The organism is Parvimonas sp. C2, assembly GCF_035282405.1.
Taxonomy (GTDB): Bacteria; Bacillota; Clostridia; order Tissierellales; family Peptoniphilaceae; genus Parvimonas.
In genome coordinates, this window is the sequence record NZ_JAYKBP010000002.1 from 295,432 (window position 1) to 317,064 (window position 21,633).

At 29.4% G+C, this 21,633-nt stretch carries 25 protein-coding genes; 1 reads left to right on the top strand and 24 read right to left on the bottom strand.

Annotation, left to right across the window (positions count from 1 at the left end; translation table 11 throughout):
• Window positions 1-16 precede the first annotated feature (16 nt).
• The 14 genes from VJI95_RS04365 to VJI95_RS04430 form a co-directional block, all read right to left on the bottom strand.
• Window positions 17-325 carry a V-type ATP synthase subunit F gene (locus VJI95_RS04365; RefSeq protein ID WP_004832801.1) on the bottom strand — a complete coding sequence of 103 codons (309 nt, stop codon included), beginning with the start codon at window positions 323-325 and terminating at the stop codon, window positions 17-19.
• A complete protein-coding gene (locus tag VJI95_RS04370; protein ID WP_324010390.1) occupies window positions 318-1,304 on the bottom strand; it encodes a V-type ATP synthase subunit C in 987 nt (328 codons plus the stop codon). The genes VJI95_RS04365 and VJI95_RS04370 overlap by 8 nt, the downstream gene beginning before the upstream one ends.
• Before the next feature lie 13 nt (window positions 1,305-1,317).
• Entirely contained in the window at window positions 1,318-1,869 is a 552-nt protein-coding gene (locus tag VJI95_RS04375; RefSeq protein ID WP_323999144.1) for a V-type ATP synthase subunit E, read from the bottom strand.
• A gap of 34 nt (window positions 1,870-1,903) precedes the next feature.
• Window positions 1,904-2,389, bottom strand: a complete 486-nt coding sequence (locus VJI95_RS04380; protein WP_323999145.1) for a V-type ATP synthase subunit K — start codon at window positions 2,387-2,389, stop codon at window positions 1,904-1,906.
• A gap of 41 nt (window positions 2,390-2,430) precedes the next feature.
• Window positions 2,431-4,374 (bottom strand): V-type ATP synthase subunit I, encoded by a 1,944-nt coding sequence (locus VJI95_RS04385; protein ID WP_324010391.1) that lies wholly within the window; start codon window positions 4,372-4,374, stop codon window positions 2,431-2,433.
• A complete protein-coding gene (locus VJI95_RS04390) occupies window positions 4,361-4,687 on the bottom strand; it encodes a hypothetical protein (protein ID WP_324010392.1) in 327 nt (108 codons plus the stop codon). The genes VJI95_RS04385 and VJI95_RS04390 overlap by 14 nt, the downstream gene beginning before the upstream one ends.
• A 413-nt stretch (window positions 4,688-5,100) precedes the next feature.
• Window positions 5,101-5,418 (bottom strand): nitrous oxide-stimulated promoter family protein, encoded by a 318-nt coding sequence (locus VJI95_RS04395; protein ID WP_324010393.1) that lies wholly within the window; start codon window positions 5,416-5,418, stop codon window positions 5,101-5,103.
• A 4-nt stretch (window positions 5,419-5,422) separates the two neighbouring features.
• Entirely contained in the window at window positions 5,423-6,454 is a 1,032-nt protein-coding gene (locus VJI95_RS04400; RefSeq protein WP_324010394.1) for a S66 family peptidase, read from the bottom strand.
• Window positions 6,455-6,514: 60 nt separating this feature from the next.
• The gene (locus VJI95_RS04405) at window positions 6,515-6,985 is read right to left on the bottom strand and encodes a metallophosphoesterase (protein ID WP_323999151.1); all 471 of its coding nucleotides are present in this window, start codon (window positions 6,983-6,985) and stop codon (window positions 6,515-6,517) included.
• A complete protein-coding gene (gene rdgB / locus VJI95_RS04410) occupies window positions 6,966-7,568 on the bottom strand; it encodes an RdgB/HAM1 family non-canonical purine NTP pyrophosphatase (protein ID WP_323999152.1) in 603 nt (200 codons plus the stop codon). Before rdgB ends, VJI95_RS04405 begins: the two co-directional genes overlap by 20 nt.
• Window positions 7,568-8,995 (bottom strand): Asp-tRNA(Asn)/Glu-tRNA(Gln) amidotransferase subunit GatB, encoded by a 1,428-nt coding sequence (gatB, locus tag VJI95_RS04415; protein ID WP_324010395.1) that lies wholly within the window; start codon window positions 8,993-8,995, stop codon window positions 7,568-7,570. The genes rdgB and gatB overlap by 1 nt, the downstream gene beginning before the upstream one ends.
• Window position 8,996: 1 nt before the next feature.
• Window positions 8,997-10,403 (bottom strand): Asp-tRNA(Asn)/Glu-tRNA(Gln) amidotransferase subunit GatA, encoded by a 1,407-nt coding sequence (gatA, locus tag VJI95_RS04420; protein ID WP_324010396.1) that lies wholly within the window; start codon window positions 10,401-10,403, stop codon window positions 8,997-8,999.
• Window positions 10,403-10,687: an Asp-tRNA(Asn)/Glu-tRNA(Gln) amidotransferase subunit GatC gene (gene gatC, locus VJI95_RS04425; protein ID WP_041954591.1), complete on the bottom strand. Its 285-nt coding sequence runs from the start codon at window positions 10,685-10,687 to the stop codon at window positions 10,403-10,405. The genes gatA and gatC overlap by 1 nt, the downstream gene beginning before the upstream one ends.
• 100 nt (window positions 10,688-10,787) lie before the next feature.
• Window positions 10,788-11,333: a MarR family winged helix-turn-helix transcriptional regulator gene (locus tag VJI95_RS04430; RefSeq protein ID WP_324010397.1), complete on the bottom strand. Its 546-nt coding sequence runs from the start codon at window positions 11,331-11,333 to the stop codon at window positions 10,788-10,790.
• A gap of 106 nt (window positions 11,334-11,439) precedes the next feature.
• Here VJI95_RS04430 and VJI95_RS04435 point away from each other — a divergent pair, with 106 nt between their 5' ends.
• The gene (locus VJI95_RS04435; RefSeq protein WP_118059118.1) at window positions 11,440-12,210 is read left to right on the top strand and encodes a biotin--[acetyl-CoA-carboxylase] ligase; all 771 of its coding nucleotides are present in this window, start codon (window positions 11,440-11,442) and stop codon (window positions 12,208-12,210) included.
• Window positions 12,211-12,224: 14 nt separating this feature from the next.
• Here VJI95_RS04435 and fabZ read toward each other — a convergent pair whose 3' ends face one another.
• From fabZ to accC, 10 genes are read right to left on the bottom strand one after another with little or no spacing between them, the layout of a single operon-like run.
• The gene (gene fabZ, locus VJI95_RS04440) at window positions 12,225-12,656 is read right to left on the bottom strand and encodes a 3-hydroxyacyl-ACP dehydratase FabZ (protein WP_324008434.1); all 432 of its coding nucleotides are present in this window, start codon (window positions 12,654-12,656) and stop codon (window positions 12,225-12,227) included.
• Window position 12,657: 1 nt separating this feature from the next.
• On the bottom strand, window positions 12,658-13,890 hold the full coding sequence (gene fabF / locus VJI95_RS04445) for a beta-ketoacyl-ACP synthase II (protein ID WP_150263241.1): 1,233 nt from the start codon (window positions 13,888-13,890) through the stop codon (window positions 12,658-12,660).
• A gap of 7 nt (window positions 13,891-13,897) precedes the next feature.
• On the bottom strand, window positions 13,898-14,632 hold the full coding sequence (gene fabG, locus VJI95_RS04450) for a 3-oxoacyl-[acyl-carrier-protein] reductase (protein WP_150263242.1): 735 nt from the start codon (window positions 14,630-14,632) through the stop codon (window positions 13,898-13,900).
• Window positions 14,625-15,521 (bottom strand): ACP S-malonyltransferase, encoded by an 897-nt coding sequence (locus VJI95_RS04455; RefSeq protein WP_324010398.1) that lies wholly within the window; start codon window positions 15,519-15,521, stop codon window positions 14,625-14,627. Before VJI95_RS04455 ends, fabG begins: the two co-directional genes overlap by 8 nt.
• Before the next feature lie 4 nt (window positions 15,522-15,525).
• Complete coding sequence (locus VJI95_RS04460; RefSeq protein ID WP_324010399.1) at window positions 15,526-16,605, bottom strand: NAD(P)H-dependent flavin oxidoreductase; 1,080 nt, start codon at window positions 16,603-16,605, stop codon at window positions 15,526-15,528.
• Entirely contained in the window at window positions 16,598-17,542 is a 945-nt protein-coding gene (locus VJI95_RS04465) for a DUF561 domain-containing protein (protein WP_324010400.1), read from the bottom strand. The genes VJI95_RS04460 and VJI95_RS04465 overlap by 8 nt, the downstream gene beginning before the upstream one ends.
• Before the next feature lie 9 nt (window positions 17,543-17,551).
• Window positions 17,552-18,499, bottom strand: a complete 948-nt coding sequence (locus tag VJI95_RS04470) for a beta-ketoacyl-ACP synthase III (protein ID WP_324010401.1) — start codon at window positions 18,497-18,499, stop codon at window positions 17,552-17,554.
• Entirely contained in the window at window positions 18,499-19,416 is a 918-nt protein-coding gene (locus VJI95_RS04475; protein ID WP_118059126.1) for an acetyl-CoA carboxylase carboxyltransferase subunit alpha, read from the bottom strand. The genes VJI95_RS04470 and VJI95_RS04475 overlap by 1 nt, the downstream gene beginning before the upstream one ends.
• The gene (gene accD / locus VJI95_RS04480; protein WP_004832778.1) at window positions 19,416-20,282 is read right to left on the bottom strand and encodes an acetyl-CoA carboxylase, carboxyltransferase subunit beta; all 867 of its coding nucleotides are present in this window, start codon (window positions 20,280-20,282) and stop codon (window positions 19,416-19,418) included. Before accD ends, VJI95_RS04475 begins: the two co-directional genes overlap by 1 nt.
• The gene (accC, locus tag VJI95_RS04485) at window positions 20,266-21,633 is read right to left on the bottom strand and encodes an acetyl-CoA carboxylase biotin carboxylase subunit (protein ID WP_324010402.1); all 1,368 of its coding nucleotides are present in this window, start codon (window positions 21,631-21,633) and stop codon (window positions 20,266-20,268) included. The genes accD and accC overlap by 17 nt, the downstream gene beginning before the upstream one ends.

Below are 21,633 nucleotides of genomic sequence, written 5' to 3' on the forward strand. Positions count from 1 at the left end.
TATAAGCCCTCGCTTTCTATAATATATTTGATCCAACAGCTTTTTCAACATTCTTGTTGATATTTTCTAAGCCTATATTCAAACTACCTCTGTTGCTAGGTATTAAAATTACTGCTGGAATAACTTCGTTGTTATATCTTTGAATAGTTTCGGGAATATCTTTTGCTAATTGTTCAGTAATATAAATAATCCCATATCCTTCTTTTGCTAGTTTGTCAATAATTCTTCTGGCATCATTTCCTTCGATTGCAGTAAAAACATGAACTCCAAGAGCTCTAAAGGCAAGAACAGAATCCTTATCGCCAATTACAGCTATCTTATACATAAACTTCACGCAACCTTTCTTTTATAAAATCAGCAGATAAATCATTGACTTTTCCTACTAATATAAGTCTTAAATTTTTAATTTCCAATTCTTTAGCAAAAAGAAAACTAAAAATAACTTCTGCTCCATAATGGATTGATTTAGTTTTTCTTACTATTTCAACTAAATAATCATCCATCTTTTTTTCAAAACTATTAAGAGAATTAGTATTTTTATATTCTTCTATGATTTTTGCTAAAACTCTACCAATCTTATAAGCTTTAAGCTTAATAGGTAAAATTTCTATATCATCATAGAACATCTCTAAAATCCTTTCAGTTTCGACATCTCCACCTTCGATTAAAACTTTTTTCAAAGTTTCTTTTACTTGATTTTGTTTTCTACATCTTATAAAAGTTCTAAGATTAATAAAATCAATCATAGCTCTAAAATACTCAGAAATCATATCAAGTTTAAATTCCTCAGCTAGGCTCAAAACTTTCTCAAAATATTTTTTATCTATAAAAATGTCAATGTCTTGAGGATCTTTTGTTGTCTCATAAAATTCTAAACTTTCTTTAAAATCTTTTGATAATCCCTCATCATCCTTCAAGGCTAATTCTCTGAATGTTTCAATTCCATTTTCATCTAACATACAGTACATTGAGTTAAACTTTTCTTTTAAAATATACTCTTTTACCAAAACTTTTAAGTTATGATAATTGTATTTGCAAGAAAGTATCTCAACTAAAGATTTATCAGGAGAAATTTCCATAACATCTCTGTATGTCTTATTCAAAACATCAGATAAAACTGCTTCATAGTTTTCAGGTCTGTCTAATTTTGAAAGTTCACTTGAATAAGAAGTTTCATTAAGTAGCTTAATAGCATCTTCAAGACTTTTTGCATCAGCAAGTCTATAAAGTTGTTGTTTAGTAAGGAGTTTTTTCTCAGCATAACGAATTCTAACACTTGATTGGATAAAATCTTCTCTATCCATAATACACCTCCTATTAGCTAAATAATCTAATTGCAACTTCTTTCTCCAAGTCTTCCTTTTGTAAATCTATTAGACTTGAAAATTCATTATTTAAAATTATTTTTCCATTCTTTAATGAAAATCCACTTTCAACAGTTTCATCTGCAACTTTAATGCCAAATAATTTTTCCCCTGCAAGTTTCTTTTCACTTTCAGTAAGAATAATCTCACTATCTTCTTTAACCTCTAAAGTTTTTAGTGAATTTTCAACAAATTTCAAATAATCTTCATGATTTAGTGTTTTTAATCTTTCTTTAGTTAATTCAAAAACTTTATTTATCATTTCTTGTTTTGCAACCAAAATCATATCTCTTGCTGTTAAACTAGAGTTTGAAATTATTCTGTCTTTTGATTGCACGCCCTCTACTTTTGCTTTTTCAATGATCTTATCAGCTTTTTTTTGAGCTTCACTTTCTGTTTTTCCAACAAGATCCGCAACTTCACTTTTAGCATCTTCTACTATTTTTTTAGATTCATTTTTAGCATCTTGAAGGATTTCATCTATAATATTGTCCAAATTAGACATTCAATCACATCCTTTTTAAATTATTTAATGCTTATTAACTGAATGAAATGCTTGAAAGTAATAAGAATGACATTGCAAATGCTAAGATAGCGTAAGTTTCAACCATTACTGCAAGGATAATACCTTTTGTTTGATGTTCTTCATTTTTAGCTAAGATATTAATACCAGCAACAGCAACTCTTGCTTGATAATAAGCTGATTTTAATCCTACGATACCAACAGGTAGAGAAACCATAACATAATATAAACCTTCAACTAAGTTCATATCAACTCTTAATTTGAACATTATGAAAAGTCCAATTACGAATCCGTAAAGTCCTTGTGTACCTGGCAATAATTGTAATACCATTGCTTTACCAAATTTTTCAGGTTCATCAATAACTAATCCAGCAGCAGCTTCCCCTGCCATTTGAACACCTCTTGCAGAACCAATTCCCGCTAATAATACAGCAAGCGCTGCTCCTAATATACCAAATACTACTCCACCATTTTGTGCTAACACAGCCATAAAATCTTTCATTACAAAATCTCCTTTTCATTTTTTTATTTTTTATTTTAGAATTATTTTACTTCTATATATTTCTTATCACTTCTAAATTTCTTAAATGCTTTTCCGCCACCTTCATAGAATTTACTAAAGAATTCTACATACATAAGTCTTGAAGTGTGAACATAAGCTGATAAGAAACTTAAGAATATATTAAACATTTGAGCAAATACAAAAATTATTACTCCGAAAATTATTCCTAGTATGCCTCCATTTACAAGCATTTTTACAATTATATTGATTGCTACTGCAATAAAACCACCCGCAAGTCCAAGAGCCATAAGTCTAAGATATGATACAAAATCTCCGATATATGATGTTATTCCATAAAGTGAATACAATCCCCCAGCAATTCTTCCAGCTATGCTTTTTGAATCTCTGGCTCCAAATGCAATGATTCCCAACATTCCAACTATCATTCCATAAAATGCTATTGTATTTACAATACTTGGTAAAGTTACCACCTTACCAACAATAACTAAAATAACAGTTGTCAAAGTTAGGTACCAAAGGAATACATCGTAGAATGCATCCATAGGCTTTCCATTTTTAATTAAGACATAAGCTTTCATTCCTAAACCAAAAGCTAAATGTACTCCACCAAATGCTAAAGACAACATCAGAACTGTCATAAAATCTTTTGATGAGTCCAATATTTGAGTTGGTAAAGTAATCAAATCTCCGAAAGCTGAACCGTAAATTAATCCCCATATCATAGTTGAAAAACTAAGTGCAAAGAAAAATTTTAAAAATTTTTTTGTTGAATCATTAAACTTTAATGTCTTTAAAGCTATTCCTGAACCTATGAATAGAATTAACCCATAAGCAAAGTCCGCGACCATCATTCCAAAGAAAATCCAATAAAATATTGATAATATAAATGTTGGATCTACTTCATCATACTTTGGAAGAGCATACATACTTGTAACCGATTCAAAAAGTGATGCTATTTTATTATTCTTCAAAATGATTGGAACATCAGGATCATCTTTTTTAGCGTCCTCTATTTCCAAATAAAGCTTAGAGACTGAAACACTTTCAAGTAAAGCCTTGAAATTAGTCTCCTTATCAGCAGGTATATATCCTTGAATGATATCCAACTTATCAGTAGCTTTAAAATTTGAAACCACTGTATTTCTAAGTACTAAATTTTGATAATACTCATAAATGCTTTGCATTTTTTGAATATTTCCAGTAAAAGCTTTAATTTTATCAGTCAATTTGTAATTTTCTTCTTCCAAAATTTTCTTTTCAGCTTCTAGCTTTTCAATTTCTTCAGAAACCACACCTTTGATTTCAAGATTAACTTCAGAAAAACCGTTTACTCTTAAATTTTCAAGTACCGTTTCATTCTCTTTCTCATTTGTAAAGATAATACAATATGAATTTCTTCCGACTATTTCTACTTCCTCAAAATAAGTTAATTTTAAATCAACTGTAGATTCTTTGAACTTTTCAAGATTCTTAGTCGGTATATACCCCATAATAAATTTTAATTTTCTAAATGAATTTAAGTCCTTAATAGGTTCCTTAATAGAGTTCCATGGTGATATTTCCTTTATGGAATTGTCTATAGCTGTCAATCTTTGATTGTTTGAATCTATTTTTTTACTTATTTCACTCAAATTATTAAAATCTGGAATGTAATCATAAGAATTAGCCTCTTTTTCAAGTTCACTAAATGTATAAACAACGGGACCTTTTTTCAGAGTGGATAAACCTTTCTCCTTTTCAATAAATCTTCCTACATAATCAATCATCCATTTAATTCTAGTAGATTCCTCAACATAGTTATTATCTACTGTCGAGATTTCTACATCTTTAAGATAATCAAATTGTTCAATAGGATCAGATTTTGAAAAGTTTACGTAACCGAATCTCTGAAGCTCTTCTAACAATCGCTTTCTTTCAGCTTCAAAAGCAAACAAAGTGAATTTCTTCATCTTAACTATTGCCATTTACACTCACAATCCTCTCTACTATTGAATTAACCACAGATTCTAATTTCTTTTCATCAACAGATTTGATGTGTTCAACTTCTCTTTTAGCTTTTTCAATAACAGGTTTTGCCAACATTTCTCCTTCATTGATTAAGCCGAATTTGATTTCTTCAGCTTTTTTATTCGCTTCGCTAAGGACTTTTTCAGAAATATTTTCACATTCGTTCTTTGAATTTTTCCTCAAAGTCGTAGCTTCAAGTTTTGCTACATCTATTAAAGATTTTGCTTCCAATTCAACATCTTTAACTCTGTTTATAGCATCAGTAGTCATTTCATCACCTCCTAATTTTAAATAGAATTTTAAATCAAATTTCAGAAATAACATTTTTATAATAAATGCATAAAATTCATGTAATTTAAAACCTATTTTGTTTGTTACGTTAAAATAAAGTTGTAATTTTTTCAAAAACAAAAAACTCTCCCCCATTTTAATCGTAAGATTATTATAAACTTTTTTATTGCTTTTTTCAAGGGATTTTTTTAATAGTTTATAATAAATTATTTTTATTTTACCCCTGAATTTATTAAATTAAATATATTACAAAAACAAATTAAAGTCAATGATAATTATAAAAGAAATATGTTAAATAAATATTAAAAATTCAATAAAAAACAACTTTTACGACAATATTTCACTTTATATACTTTATATTAAAATTTTTTATGTTGAAAAATATATATTATCTATTTTTTTAACTTGCTTAACATGTGAGAAATAACTAATAATGGATGATGAAGTAACATTCTTGGTCCCGAAAATTTCATAATCTTTTTTACTTTTTCTTTCATTTCAGGACTATAGCAAGAATTTTTACAATTCGAGCAAAAAGTTTTTGTCTCCATATATTTACAATTATCAATTCTTTTTAAAGAATAATTTAAAACCCCCCTACATTCATCACATAATTCACCCTTTTTATGATTTTTTCTGCAATAGAGTTTTACCATTTCAGTTATTACTTTTTTCTCTCTATCTCTTTTCTTTTCAACGCTTTTTTTCATATCTTTATTCTTTGAATTCTATAATTTGCCTTTCAATATCCACTTTTGCATTTACTCCAAAAGGAATGATACATCTTGGAGTGCTATGCCCAATATTGATATTATATACAATTGACAACTCTTTATTTCTTATTTCATCAAGAATAATTTTTTTATACTCATTATAATATTCTTCATTTTGTGGTTTTCCAACAATCAAACCTGAAATAACATCAAATATTCCATATTCTTGAAGTTTAAGAATCATCTTTCTAAATAGCTCAGGTTTAGGTCTTTCTTCGCTAGTTTCTAGAAGCAAGATTTTATTCTTCCACTCATTTAAACTTGGAAATAAACTATATTTTTTACAAAGATATACTGTATCTTCATGTCTTGAATTATCAAAAATATCAAATATCGTTTCAAGACATCCTCCCAATATTTGACCTTCAAATTTTGCTTCTCCTCTTATCAATTCAAATCCGCTATTATGATGTTCTTCCATAGAAATTCCTATAGCTTTTTCACTAAAATCTTCCCTCTCTGTATACCAAACATCGCTAGGATATATTTCTTTAATTTTTCCGGTATTAATTAATTCTTCAAAGAAATGCTTTGAATATGGTAGCATTTCATTTGACAATTCACAGACATCAGGTAAAAATGCTTGTCCATAGAATGTTTTTATTCCCACTTTGTTAAGCATAAAATGATTCATTGTAGTATCGGAAAAACCTAAAAATATTTTCTGCTTTACTGCCTTTTTTAATTCATTATTTTCGAATAGATAAGGCAATAATCTATAAGTATCGTCCCCACCTATTGCACATAATATCATATCAATTGAATCATCTTTAAAAGCATTTATTAAATCTTTTGCCCTTTCCTTAGGATTATTTTTTATAAAATCAATGCCTTTTTTAGAATTTGGTAAAAATTCAACTTCAATTCCATATTTTTTAAGTCTTTCAATTCCTAATTCAACTTCATGAGCAACAAAATCTTCACCCAATATTCCACTGGATAAACTTACTATTCCTATTTTCTTTACTTTCATATATTCCTCCATAGAAAAAATCAGCTAAAGAACCGACCAAATGGTCGGTTATAAAGCCGATTATTTTAAATTTATTCTATTTACACTTTTTTCGATTAAGTTTACGATATAATATCCCTTTGTATCTCCCTGTCTTGGCATTGTTGTACTACCAGGATTTAAAACTGTTATTCCTTCAACTTTTTCTCTTAAATGAACATGAGTATGCCCGAAAAGAGCATAATCCACCCCTAATTTTTTAGCTTTCTCAACTATTTTATCAATTCCATTGTTAACATCATAATTATGTCCATGTGTCAAAAAGAATTTTTTTCTTCTAATCTCTAAAACTAAATCTTCTGGAGTATCTTTGGAATTTTCATCACAATTTCCAGCAACCACATAAACTTCCATACCTGTTATCTGTTCTATTTTTCTTGCATCTTCTACATTATCCCCAAGATGAAGAACAACATCTACCTTATTTCTTTGCAAACTGTATGCAACAGGAAGTACAATTCCATGAGTATCACTAACAACTGCTACTATCATATCTATCACCTAAAATATTTTTTAAATCTTCTAAAGCTCTTTTTCTATGACTAAATTTATTTTTTTCTTCTGCACTTATTTCTGCCAAAGTTTTTTCCATATTTTCAGGAATAAAAATCTTATCATATCCAAAGCCATTTTCGCCTCTTTCATCTTCTGAAATAGTTCCCTTTAAAATTCCCTTTGCGACAAATTCTTCTCCATTTTCATTAACAAAGACAATTACAGTTTTAAAATAAGCACTTCTATCAGGCTTTCCTTCAAGATTTTTTAAAAGTTTCTCTCTATTTGCTTCACTATTTCCATGTTCTCCTGAATATCTTGCAGATAAAACTCCAGGTTCTCCGTTTAAAGCATTTACAAAAAGTCCTGTATCGTCAGCTAAAACAGCAAAGGAACAATATTCTCTTAACTTTTCAGCTTTTAGCTTTGAATTTTCCTCAAGTGTATCATAAATTTCTTCAAATTCTTCATTTACACCCAATTCGCTTTTAGTTACTATTTCAAAATTGAATTTACTTAAAATTGCAAGCATTTCCTTGACTTTATTTTTGTTATCCGTAGATAATGCTACCTTTTTCATTAAACTAACCTTTCTAAAATTAATTCATTGAATTTTTGAGGATTTCCCTTGCCTTTTGAAGCCTTCATACATTGTCCCATCAAAAAGCCTAATGCTCTGTCTTTTCCGTTTTTATAGTCTTCAATTGAAGACGGATTATTTTTTAAAACCTCTTCAACTATTTCAATCAATGCACTGTCATCTGAAATTTGGATTAGTCCTCTTTCTTCAACAACTTTTAGCGGATCAAAATCTCCCTCTTCAAATAATTCTCTAAGAAGTTTTTTGCCAACATTTGCATTAATCTTGTTTTCTTTAACTAATTTTAAAAGACTTGCAAAAGATTCAATATTTAAAGGAATTTCTTCAAATTCAATTTCCAAATCTTTAACTCTTCTTAAAACATCAGAAAGCAACCAGTTTGAAACAAGAGTTGCATCGTCAACCTTTTTAACTGCTCTTTCAAAATATTCAGATAAATATTTATTTTGAGTTAATACATTTGCATCATATTCTGAAAGTTTGTATTCAGTTAAAAATCTATTTTTCTTATTCTTTGGAAGCTCTGGCATTTTTTCCTTAATAGCTTCAACAAAGTCTTCTTCAAGTTTGATATAAGGAATATCAGGCTCAACACTAAATCTATAATCATTTCCCTCTTCTTTATGACGCATAATTATAGTTTCAAGCTTTGATTCATCCCAACGTCTTGTTTCTTTTTCGCCTGCTATTTTATTTTTAACATTTTCTATATGTCTTTTTTGTTCATATTCCATAGCACGAAGAGCAGCTTTGAATGAATTTAAATTTTTAATTTCAGTAATTTTTGTCTTAAATCCACTTTCTTCATCAACTACATTTAAGTTTACATCACAACGAAGTGATCCTTCTTCCATTTTAACATCTGAAATTCCAAGATATTTTATAGTTTCTTTTAGATTTGTTAAAAAGGCAATTGCCTCTTCAGGACTATTCATATCAGGTTCAGATACAATTTCAATTAATGGAACTCCTGCTCTGTTATAGTCCATTAGAGTATGTCCGTTTTCGTTGTGGATTGACTTTCCTGTATCCTCTTCAATATGAATTCTCTGTAATCTAAGTTTTTTTACTCCATTTTCGGTATCAACTTCTATATATCCATTTTTACAAATAGGAGTTCTCTCTTGAGTTATTTGATAACCCTTTACTAAATCAGGATAAAAATATTTTTTTCTATCCATTTTCATATCCATAGAAATTTCACAATTAAAGGCATTACCCGCCATTATTGCATATTGAATCGCTCTTTTATTTATTCTTGGAAGAGTTCCCGGATGACCTAAACAAATAGGACAAACATTTGTGTTTGGAGGACAACCATATTCATTTTTACAACCACAGAACATTTTTGTATCAGTTTGTAACTCAACGTGAATTTCAAGTCCTATTATTGTCTTTAAACTCATATTAAAGCCCCCTTTCAAAATTCATTGCAAGATTTAATAGTCTTTCATCATCAAATCTCTTACCTATAAATTGAACACTTCCACCGATTTTTTTAAGATTTAAGGGAATGGAAATAGCAGGAAGCCCAGCAAAATTCACAGGCACGTTAAAAGTATCACCTGCATAAGATTTTAAAGCATCGTCCTTTTCTGCTCCAATCTTGCTTGGTAGACAAGTTGTTGTAGGAGTTAAAATAAAATCATATTCTGAAAGAACTTTATTAACTTCTTTACTTATCAAATCTCTAACTTCCAAGCCTTTTTTGTAAAGTGCTTGATTATTTGAACTTGCAAGGTAGAAAGTTCCCATTGCAATTCTTCTCTTAACTTCTTCTCCAAAACCTTCGCTTCTAGTATTTGTGAAAAGTTCTCTTGTTGAGTCGTAATTTTCAGTTCTATATCCATATCTGATACCGTCAAATCTTGACATATTACTTGAAACTTCAGAACTCATAACAACATTATACACATTTGTAGAATGTTTAATATATTTAAAATCTACTTCTTCAATTATAACTCCTTGATTTTTTAAATTTTCAATCGCCTTTTTATAATCTTTTAAAATAATTTCATCAATTTCATAGCTTTCAATATTAGAAACTGTTGCAATTTTAATACCTTTTAAAGTAAAATCTTTATCTTCCTTAATATCTACTGCATCTCTCATTGTAACAACATCCATTTTATCAAAACCACCAATAGCATTTAAAACAGGTAGAATTGATTTAACGTCATTTGATAAAATTCCTACTTGATCCAAACTACTTGCCATAGAAACAACTCCATATCTTGAAATCATTCCATAAGTAGGTTTATATCCTACACAAGCACAAAATGATGCAGGATTTCTAACAGAACCACCTGTATCGGATCCTAAACTAATCATAGCTAAATCTGCACTTACACTACTTGCAGAACCTGAAGATGATCCACCAGGAATTAAGCTTTCATCAAGAGGGTTTTTTGTAGGTCCAAAATAAGAAGTCTCTCCTGAACCCCCCATTGCAAATTCATCCATATTAACTTTTCCTAGAATAACAGCGTCTTCTTTCAAAAGTCTATCAATAATTGTAGCATTAAAAATCGGATTATAATTTTCCAAAATTTTTGAACCACAAGTACTCTTATATCCTTTAACTAAAATATTATCCTTAATAGAAACTGAAACTCCAAAAAGAGAGCCCAATTTTTCTTTATTTTTTAATTTGTTATTTAAAAATTCAACTCTTTCCATAATTTTTTCTTTAGAAAAATCAAGAAAAATATTCAAATCTTTTTTATCTTCAATTCTCTTTATAACATCAGTATAAAATGAAATCAAATCCACCTTACCACTGATAAAATCTTCTCTTATACTTAAAATATCCATTATTTCACAACCCTTTGCAATCTAAAATATCCATACTCTTTGTCACTTGCATTCAAAAGTGCATCTTCCCTTGAAATACTTTCTTCAACAACATCTTCTCTCAAAGGACTGTTATGTTCAACAACAATTTCTAGAGCTTCACAATCTGAAGTATCAAGTTCCATAATTTCATTGGCAAAAACTAGAACATCATCGAACTTTTTAGCAATAATATCAAGTTCTTCTTCTTTTACATTCAAGTTTGCAAGATAATAAATTTTCTTTACTTCTTCCTTACTAACCATAAAAATCTCCTATCTGAAATATTAATTATCATGTATTATTTTAACATATTTTGACTAAAAAAACAAAAGAGGCTGTAACGAAACAACCTCTATTTTTCATCTAAATATTATCCTTAATCTTTCCTTTTATCCTATTTAATTTCTTAATCTTTTTAAATTTTGTCTCCTTAACTTTAGGCTCATCATTTTTTTGCGTCATTTTCTTATATTCTGTTTTAAAATAATTCAAAATGGATTCAAAACTTTTATTTAAAATTTCATTATCTGATAAATTTAAGTCCTCTAATGCACGATCAATTAAATTTTCATGGAATTCATCATGTATTTTCAAAACTTCTCTAGCCTTATCTGTTATTTCAACTCTAACAACTCTTCTATCATCTTTATCAACATATTTTGTTAGGTATCCCTTTTTTATAAGTCTGCTGGCATTAACCGAAAGAGTTCCCTTTGTAACCAACATAGCATCTGCGATATTACCTATTGTGTTATTTTTAATCTTTGAAACATTTTCAAGCAAATGAACTTCATACATTGTCAAAGGCACACCTTTTTCTTTCATATATTTTTCCTGTATATATAATATAAAATTAAACAAATCTACTAATAATTCATTTAACGTTTGTCTTGTGTTACTTTCAGCCATTTTTACCCTCCTAACTTATATTAAAAGTATATAACAGTATTTTACTTTAGTCAATATAAAAACTCAGTATAGTTGTTTTTTTCTAAAATTTATGTATAATTAATATATGAAAAATTTACAGAACAACTTAAATATACAAGAAATTCAAAAAAATCTAAAGTATAAACATAATATTGAAATTTTTGATAGTATTGATTCAACAAATAAGTATTTAAAATCAAAGATAAACGAAAAAAATTATGGTACTATTGTAATAAGTAATGAACAGACTAATGGTTACGGAAAAAATGATAGGCAATTTATATCTAATAAAGATACTGGAATATATATGTCTATTTTAATTAATCCGAATTGTTTAATTGAAGAGTCTTTAAAAATAACAATTTTAACCAGCGTTGCTGTTCTTTCAGCAATAAAATCCGTCTATAATTTAGATGTAAAACTAAAATGGGTCAATGATATAATTTTAAATGATTTAAAGGTTGGAGGAATTCTTTGCGAAAGTCAAATCAACCTAAATAACAATATAATTGACAATATGATTGTTGGAATAGGAATAAATGTAAAAAATTTTGAGTTCCCTCCAAGTTTAAAAAACATCGCTACATCTATTGAAAATAATACAAATATTAAAATTTCAAGAAATGAATTAATTTCTGAAATAATCAACTTTTTTGATTTATATTTTATAGATAATAAAAACTATCTCGACCTTTACAAAGAAAATTCTTATGTTCTTGGAAAAGACATTACCGTAATTCAAAATGATAGACAATTCTTTGCAAAAGCGATAGATATTGAGGACAACGGTGCATTAATAGTCCAAGAACAAGAAAAAATCATCAAATTAATAAGTTCTGATATAAGTATAAGATAACTTATACTTATTTTTTAATTCCCAACTGAACAGATTATTTCCCCACTACAAACAGTTTTATTTTCAACCATTGCACAAACTTCTGCAATGTAAATATTTGCTTTGTTATTCACAAGTTTTACTTTTAAAGTTAGTACATCTCCAGGTAAAACCATTTGTTTAAATCTCATTTTATTAATACCTGCAAAATAACCAATTTTATTTTTGTTTTCTTCTTTACTAAGCAATAAAACACAGCCTGTTTGTGCCAAAGCTTCGACAATTAAAACACCCGGCATAACATGTTTATTTGGAAAATGTCCCATAAATTGCATTTCATTTGCGCTGACACATTTTGTCCCAACTATTTCTGTCTTTTCTTCATTTATATAGTCAATTCTATCTACTAGTAAAAACGGATATCTATGTGGTATTATTTCTTGAATTTCATTTGAATTATAAACCATATTAATCCTCCCATTTCTTTAAAATTATACTCGCATTATGTCCACCAAAACCCAAAGAATTACTCATTGCATATTTTATATTTTTTTCTAATCCTTTATTTTTTACGATATTCAGATCACATTCTTCATCAATTTCATTTGTATTCAATGTTGCAGGAATATAAGAATTTTTTAATGATAAAGTTGTGATTAATGCTTCAACAGCACCACTTGCACCAAGCAAATGTCCTGTTGCAGATTTTGTAGAACTAACTAATACATCTTTATAATTTTCTCCAAAAGCATATTTTATTGCTAAAGTTTCTGACTTATCATTTAAAGGTGTACTAGTACCATGAGCATTAATATATTCTATATCTTTTGGATTCAATCCCGCATCATTAATCGCATTTAACATTGCCTTTCCTGCTCCACTTCCATCACTTAAAGGAGCTGTTATATGATTAGCATCACAAGAGTTTCCATATCCTACAACTTCAGCATAAATTTTAGCATTACGTTTTAGGGCATGTTCCAACTCTTCAAGAACTAGTACTGCACTTCCTTCTCCCATTACAAATCCATTTCTTTCTTTATCAAAAGGAATACTCGCTCTATTTTTATCAGTACTTTCACTTAAAGCTCTCATACTTGCAAATCCTGCTACAGAAAGTGAAGTTATAGAAGCTTCACTTCCTCCTGTAAAAACAATATCCAAATATCCATCTCTAATTTTTAAAAATCCCTCACCTATTGCATTTGTAGCGGCTGCACAAGCCGTAACAACACTACTGCAATATCCTCTTGCATCTAAATCAATAGCCACAGTTCCAGCTCCTATATTTATCAATGCCATAGGAATAAAATATGGAGAAACTCTACTTGGTCCTTTTTCATTCAATACATTTTCACAATTTGAAATAGTTTCTATTCCACCTATTCCACTTGCTAAAATAACTCCAGTTCTATCTCTATCAAAATCTTTAAGATTTGAATCTTCAAAGGCTTGTTTAGTAGCAATCCTTGCGAATTTTACAAAACGATCATTAAATTTTAAATCACGCTTGTTATAATACTTGTCAAAATCTAAATCTTTAACTTCCGCTGCAAGTTTTACCTTATGTTCACTTGTATCAAATAATGAAATTTCATCGATTCCACATTTTCCATTTTCTATAGAACTCCAAAGTTCTTCCTTATCATTTCCGATTGGCGAAACAACTCCCAATCCACTTATAACAACTCTTCTTTTCATATCACACCTACATTATCATTCCACCGTCAACATTAATTACTTGACCCGTTATATATTTTGATTCATCACTAACTAAAAATTTAACCACATTTGCTACATCTTCAGGACTTCCCATCTTATTCATAGGGATTGATTTTAATATCCCTTCTTTTACATTTTCAGAAAGAACATCCGTCATTTCTGTTTCTATAAAACCGGGAGCAATGGCATTACATCTTACATTTAGTGAAACTAATTCTCTTGCAACAGATTTTGTAATTCCTAAAATTCCAGCTTTACTTGCTGCATAATTAACTTGTCCAATATTTCCAGAAAGTCCAACTACACTTGAAATATTAATTATAACACCTGATTTTTGTTTCATCATAATTCTTGAAACATTTTTTATGCAGTTAAAACATCCCTTTAAATTTACATCTATTACCTTATCAAAATCTTCTTCACTCATTCTTAAAATTAAAGTATCCCTAGTGATTCCTGAGTTGTTAACTAAAACATCAACTCTTCCCATTTCTTTTACAACTTCTTTAAACATAATTTCAACTTCTTCAAATTTTGAAATATTACATTTATATAACATAACTTTAACATTATATTCTTCACAAACTTTTTTTACTTCTAATGCTTTTTCATAATCGGAATGATAGTTGATAACTACATCATATCCTTCTTCGGCAAGTTTGATTGAAATAGCTCTGCCTATTCCTCCACTTCCTCCTGTAATCAATGCAACTTTATTCATGTAATAACTCAACCACCTTTCTTATAGACTCAAGACTTTCTACCGGATAAATATTTACATCCGGATTAATTTGTTTAACCAATCCACTCAAAACTTTTCCAGGTCCTATTTCAACAAAAGTATCAACGCCATTTTCAATCATAAACTCAACACTTTGCATAAATTTTACACTTGATTTTATCTGATTTTTCAAAAGTATTTTAATATCCTCATCAGAAGTCTTTCCAATAGTATTAAAAACTATTTTTTTATTTGGTTCTTTAAATTCAACTTCTTTTAATACAGAAAATAATTCATCACTAGCATTTTTTAAATAACTTGAATGAAAAGCCCCACTTACATTTAATTTTTTTGACTTATATCCCAAATCTTTTAATTTCAAAATAGCTTCGTCAATACCATTCATACTGCCTGTAATTACAATCTGTTTAGGACTATTGTAATTTGCTATCTCTACATTTTCTATATCTTTAATTACATTTTCAATTGCTTTTGCCTCACAATTAAAAATTGCAGCCATTCCCGTATTTTCAGGCATAGCGTTCGACATAATCTCACTACGTTTTCTAACAAGCTCTAAAACATCTTCTACAGAAATTACTTCACTATATGCCAAAGCTGTATATTCTCCTAAACTCAAACCTGCCACATATTCACAGTCTATCCCATAGCTATTTAAAACTTTTGCTATTCCTAAGGAAACTGCCACTATACAAGGTTGGGCATTTAAAGTATTATTTAAGTCTTCTGCAGGACCTTCAAAACAAATCTTTTGTAGATTTGAAGGCAAATATTCAAATACTTCTTTAAATACCGAACTATCAGACAATTCTTGTCCCATTCCTACATATTGAGCACCTTGACCGGCAAATAAAAATGCTATCTTCATGTAATCACCTCAATTCATTATTTGCTTCAGAAACCAATTCTGAAATTAATTCTTTAACAGTTGTTATTTTATCTATTCTATAAGCATTAGTTCCTGAAAATACTAATCCATTTTCCACATCTCCTTTTACTGCTCTTATTAAAGCATCAGTTATACAATAAACTGTGTTTTTAGGATTACATGGTAAAATACAATCAACACAATATTTTACAGGAATTCTTCCATCTTTATTCAATCTTTCTGTAAATTTATTTCTTATAGCCCTTCCGGGAAACCCCGCTGGACTTTTAACTATAATGATGTCTTCTCTTTTAGCTTTTACGAACATCTCTTTATATTTTTCGTGAGCATCACATTCTTCTGTCGCAATAAATCTAGTTCCTATTTGAACTCCACTCGCTCCCTGTTTCACATATTTTGCAATATCCCTTCCTGTAAAAATTCCACCAGCTACAAAAATTGGAATTTTTTGATTATATTTTTCTTCATAATCAACAACTAATTTCAAGCATTGTTCCAAAATTTCATCTATACTTTCACAAGTATCATTTAAAACATCATCTTTTTTAAAGCCTAGATGTCCTCCAGCTTCACTTCCCTCAATTACAACAAAATCGGGGATTTTATTGTGATGTTGATCCCATCTTCTAAGAATAAGATTTAAAGCCTTTGCACTTGAAACTATGGGGGCAATAAGAACATCACTTCCTTTAGTCAATTCAGGTAAATTGAGTGGAAGTCCTGCTCCTGAAATTATTGCATCAACACCGAGCTTTACACATTCTTTAACATAAAGTGCATATTCAGATGTCGCAACCATTATATTGACTCCGAGTAGTCCTTTCCCATTAGAAATTTTTCTTGCATTCTTAACTTCCTCTTTCATTGCAATAAAATTATCTTCCGATGTATTTTTTAAAAATGTGTTGCGGTTATATCCGGGGTGAGCGAAACTTAAAACTCCCATAGCATTTTCACTCATAACATTACCTACTAAATTTGACAATGAAATTCCAACTCCCATACCTCCTTGAATGATTGGTACTTTTAAAATTTTATTTTTTAATTTAATAGAATTAAGCATTGTCTCCCCCTATTAAATTTTTTAATCTTTTAAATTCTATTTTGCTTTCTTCCATAATATTTTCAAAAATTTCTTTCAATGTTTTTTCTTCTTTTATCATACCTGAAATTTGTCCAAGCATCACAGAACCATTTTTAACATCACCCTCAATTACAGCTCTTTTTAAAGAACCTAAAGTCAACTTTTCTAATTCTTCCCTTGATGAAACTTCTTTTTCTAATTGTAAAAATTTCCTACTCATATCATTTTTTAAAATTCTAACCGGTGTATTTATACTACGACCAGTAACAACAGTGTCTATATCTTTTGCTTTAATTACAGCATTTTTATAATTTTGATGAACTGGACATTCTTTAGCAACTAGTAGACAAGTCCCTACTTGCACACCAATTGCTCCCAAACTTATAGCAGCATTAAAACCTCTGCCGTCAGCAATTCCTCCTGCAGCAATTACTGGAATATTTATCGCATCGACTACCTGTGGAACGAGAGCCATTGTTGAAAGTTCTCCAACATGCCCTCCAGATTCGGTTCCCTCAACTATAACTGCATCAACACCGACACTTTCCATTCTTCTTGCAAGAGCAACACTTGGAACAACTGGAATAACTTTTATTCCTTGAGCTTTTAATTTTTCAACATAAACTCCCGGGTTTCCTGCTCCTGTAGTAACAACTGCAACTTTTTCATCTAAAATAACCTCAATTATTTCATCGCAATAGGGATTCATAAGCATTACATTAACCCCAAAAGGTTTATCAGTAAGTTCTTTACATTTTTTTATAGACTCCTTTACCATTTTGGCATCCATTGCACCAGTTCCGATAATTCCAAGAGCACCCGAATTACTAACATCTGCTGCAAATTCTGCAGTTGAAATATTTGCCATCGCACCTTGAAAAATCGGATATTTTATTCCTAATATTTCATTTATCATTATCTTCTCCTATATTTCAATAATTGTAGAACCCCAAGTTAATCCTCCACCAAAGCCAACTAAAATTACTTTATCTCCTTTTGTAATTTTTTTCGATTCAAAGGCTTCACAAAGAGCCATTGGGATACTTGCAGCACTTGTATTGCCGTATTTTTCTAAATTAACGAAAAACTTATCACTACTTATATTAAATTTTTTAGCAACATTACTTATTATTCTCTGATTTGCTTGATGTGGAATAATCAAATTAATATCTTCAATTTTTAAATTATTCATATCTAAAATTTTATTTATAGATTTTTCTACAACATTTATAGCAAATTTAAATACTTCTTTACCATCCATCTTTAAAAAGCCAGATTTAAGAACTTTATTTTTCATTTCAAAATTCATTCCTACATTTTCAGCAATGAGATCTTTGTCATTTCCAAAACTACAAGTATAAAATTCCTCATTTTTCCCGTCTTTTTCTACAACAATTGCTCCAGCTCCATCTCCAAATAAAACACATGTATTTCTATCTTCAAAATTTATTATTTTACTAAGTGTTTCACAGCCTATTATTAATGCTTTTTTATGATATGTATTAAGCATAGAAGCTACAATTTTTAAGGCATACACAAAACCTGTACATGCAGCATTTACATCAAATGCAGTAACATTATCTCCAAGTCCTAACTTTTCTTGTACCATACATGCTACTGATGGAGTAAAATTATCCGGAGTCATTGTTGCACAAACAATTAGGTCGATTTCATTTTTATCAATATTTGAATTTTTTATCGCATCAACAGCTGATCTATATGCCAATTCACTTGTGTTTTCATCGGAAATTCTACGTTCTCTTATTCCTGTTCTCTGAAAAATCCACTCATCACTTGTTTCTACAAATTTTGAAAGATCATCATTTGTAACAATTTTTCTAGGAACAGCTTTCCCAAAACCTAAAATTTTCATTAATAAACTCCAATATTCCTATATTTTTTATATCTATTAGAAAGCAAACTACTTTTACTAACTTTTCTCAATTCTTTGATTTTTTTATAGATACATTCATCTAAAAGTTTTATCACTTCGGAAAAATTATTTTGTGCTCCACCAAAAGGTTCTCTTATTATTTCATCAACTATATTTTTATCTTTAAGGTCTGAAGCTGTAAGTTTCATCATTTCACTAGCTTCTTTGCATTTCGTTTCATCTTTCCATAAAATTGATGAAAAGCCTTCAGGTGATAAAATCGAATAAATTGAATTTTCAAGCATTATAATGCTATCTCCAACACTTAAAGCAAGAGCTCCACCACTTCCACCTTCTCCAATTACAACACAGATTATAGGTGTTTCAATTGTCGAAAATTCATATAGACATTTAGCAATTGCCTCTGCTTGCCCTCTTTCTTCGGCGTCTTTTCCGGGATAAGCTCCGGCAGTATCAACAAAAGTTATTATTGGTCTGTTAAATTTTTCAGCCTGTTTTGCAAGTCTAATCGCTTTGCGATATCCTTCTGGATTACTCATTCCAAAGTTTCTTTCAATATTTTCTTCTGTAGTCTTTCCCTTTGCTTGTGCTATTATAGTAACTGGAATGTCATGAAATATTCCGATTCCTGATATTATAGCCTTATCATCTCCATAATAGCGATCTCCATGCAATTCAATGAAATTTGAAAATAATCTTTTTATATAATCTTCTGCTTTAGGATGTGATTTATTTCTTGCAATACAAACTCTATCCCATGAAGTTAAATTTTGATTTGCTTCATAACAGATTTTTCTTATTTTATTTCTTATAATTTCTTTTTCTTTTTCATCTATTGCATTATTCTTTTTATCTATAAGATCCCTTATTAATAGTTCATAATCTTTATATTCCATTACTTCACTCCATGTAAAATTAAAAGTTTATGTATTGTATCTTTTAATTTATTTCTACTTACTATAAAATCTACAAAGCCTTTTTTTAATAAAAATTCACTTCTTTGAAACTCTTCAGGCAAACTTTCATTTATAGTTTTTTCAATAACTCTCTTTCCTGCAAATCCGATAAGAGCATTGGGTTCCGCAATAATTATATCTCCTAGCATTGCAAAACTGGCACTCACTCCTCCTGTAGTTGGATCTGTTAAAATAGTTATATATAATAAGCCTTTATCATTATGTTTTTTCAAAGCCGAACTCGTTTTTGCCATTTGCATTAAAGAAATAATTCCCTCCTGCATTCTGGCACCACCACTTGCAGTTGCTATAATTAAAGGTAATTTTTTTAATGTCGCATATTCAATTGAACGTGTAATCTTTTCTCCTACAACTTTTCCCATGCTTCCCATCATAAAATTACTATCCATAGCACAAATAACGACTTTTTTTCCTGAAATTTCTCCAATTCCACAAACCACAGCCTCATTTATTCCACTATTTGCTTTAGCTTTTTCAAGCTTTTCATCATATTGATAAAAATTTTCTTCATTAAAGGTAGTAATTTCAGCATCAAATTCATCAAAGGAGTTAATATCACAAAGCTCTCTAATTCTCTCTGGAGCTCCAATTCTCAAATGATGTCCACATTTACTACAAACATATAAATTGGACTCCCACTCTTCATTAGTGATATTCTCATTACAATTTGGACAAGCTTTGAAAAGATCATCAGGAATTTCCTTTGGTAAAAATGTAGTATTATTTTTTCTATAAATTTTAAGTTTACTTATTTTATTTTTTCTAGTATTAAATATATTCTGCATTTTCACTTAACTCCTTTATATATTTTGCAACATATCCAGTATCATATCTACCACTAATAAAATCCGGACTGTGTAATAACAAATATTGAAACTCTATATTTGTACTTATTCCATCAACAAATAATTCCTCAAGAGCAACTCTCATCTTCTTAATGCAAGCTAATCTTGTAGGAGCATAAGCTATCACTTTCATAATCATAGAATCATAAAAAGGTGGAATTGTATAACCATTATAAACTGCAGTTTCAATACGAACTCCATTCCCACAAGGTAGATTCAAAAATTCAATCTTACCTGGAGAAGGTGCAAAATTATTCTTAGTATCTTCAGCAGTTATCCTACATTCAATAGAATATCCTTTGATTTTTATATCCTTTTGCTTGATATTTAGCTTTAATCCTGATGCAACACGTATTTGTTGTCTTACTATATCAACTCCCGTAAGCATCTCTGTAATAGGATGTTCTACTTGAATTCTGGTATTCATTTCCATAAAATAATAATTGCCTGACTTATCAACTAAAAACTCAATAGTTCCAGCTGAATAATATTTTAAATGCTTACAAATTTTAACAGCGTCTGTAATCAACTTTTCTCGAATTTTTTTATCAAGAACATGACAAGGCGCCTCTTCCAAAATTTTTTGATTTTTCCTTTGCATTGAACAATCACGTTCATATAGATGAATTACATTTCCAAACATATCCCCTAAAATTTGTACTTCAATATGTTTTGGTAATTCAATATATTTTTCAATATAAACTCTATCATCATTAAAACTAACTTTTGCCTCAGATTTTGCAGTATTAAAATTTTCAATAAAATCAGAACTATCCCAAACTATTCTCATTCCTTTACCACCACCACCACTAGAGGCTTTGATGATAACTGGATATCCAATTTTTTCTGCTTCTAAAAGTCCTTCCTCAACATTTTCAATGACATTTTTTGTTCCAGGAATAACTGGAACTCCAATATTTATCATTTGTAATCTGGCTTCATTTTTATCCCCTAACATACTTATCAATTCATGATTAGGCCCTACAAAAATTAAACCACATTCTTCAACTAATTTTGCAAATTTTGGATTCTCACTTAAAAATCCAAATCCTGGATGAATTGCATCACATCCGCTACTACAAGCAGCTTGAATAATATTATTCATATTAAGATATGATTGTAAAGGATTATCAGGACCTATACATATTGCTTCATCTGCCAAATTAACATGCAACGCTTCCTTATCTCCAACCGAATGAACTGCAACAGAGGTTATCCCCATTTCTTTGCAAGTTCTAATTATTCTTACTGCTATTTCACCACGATTAGCAACTAGTAACTTTCTAATCAT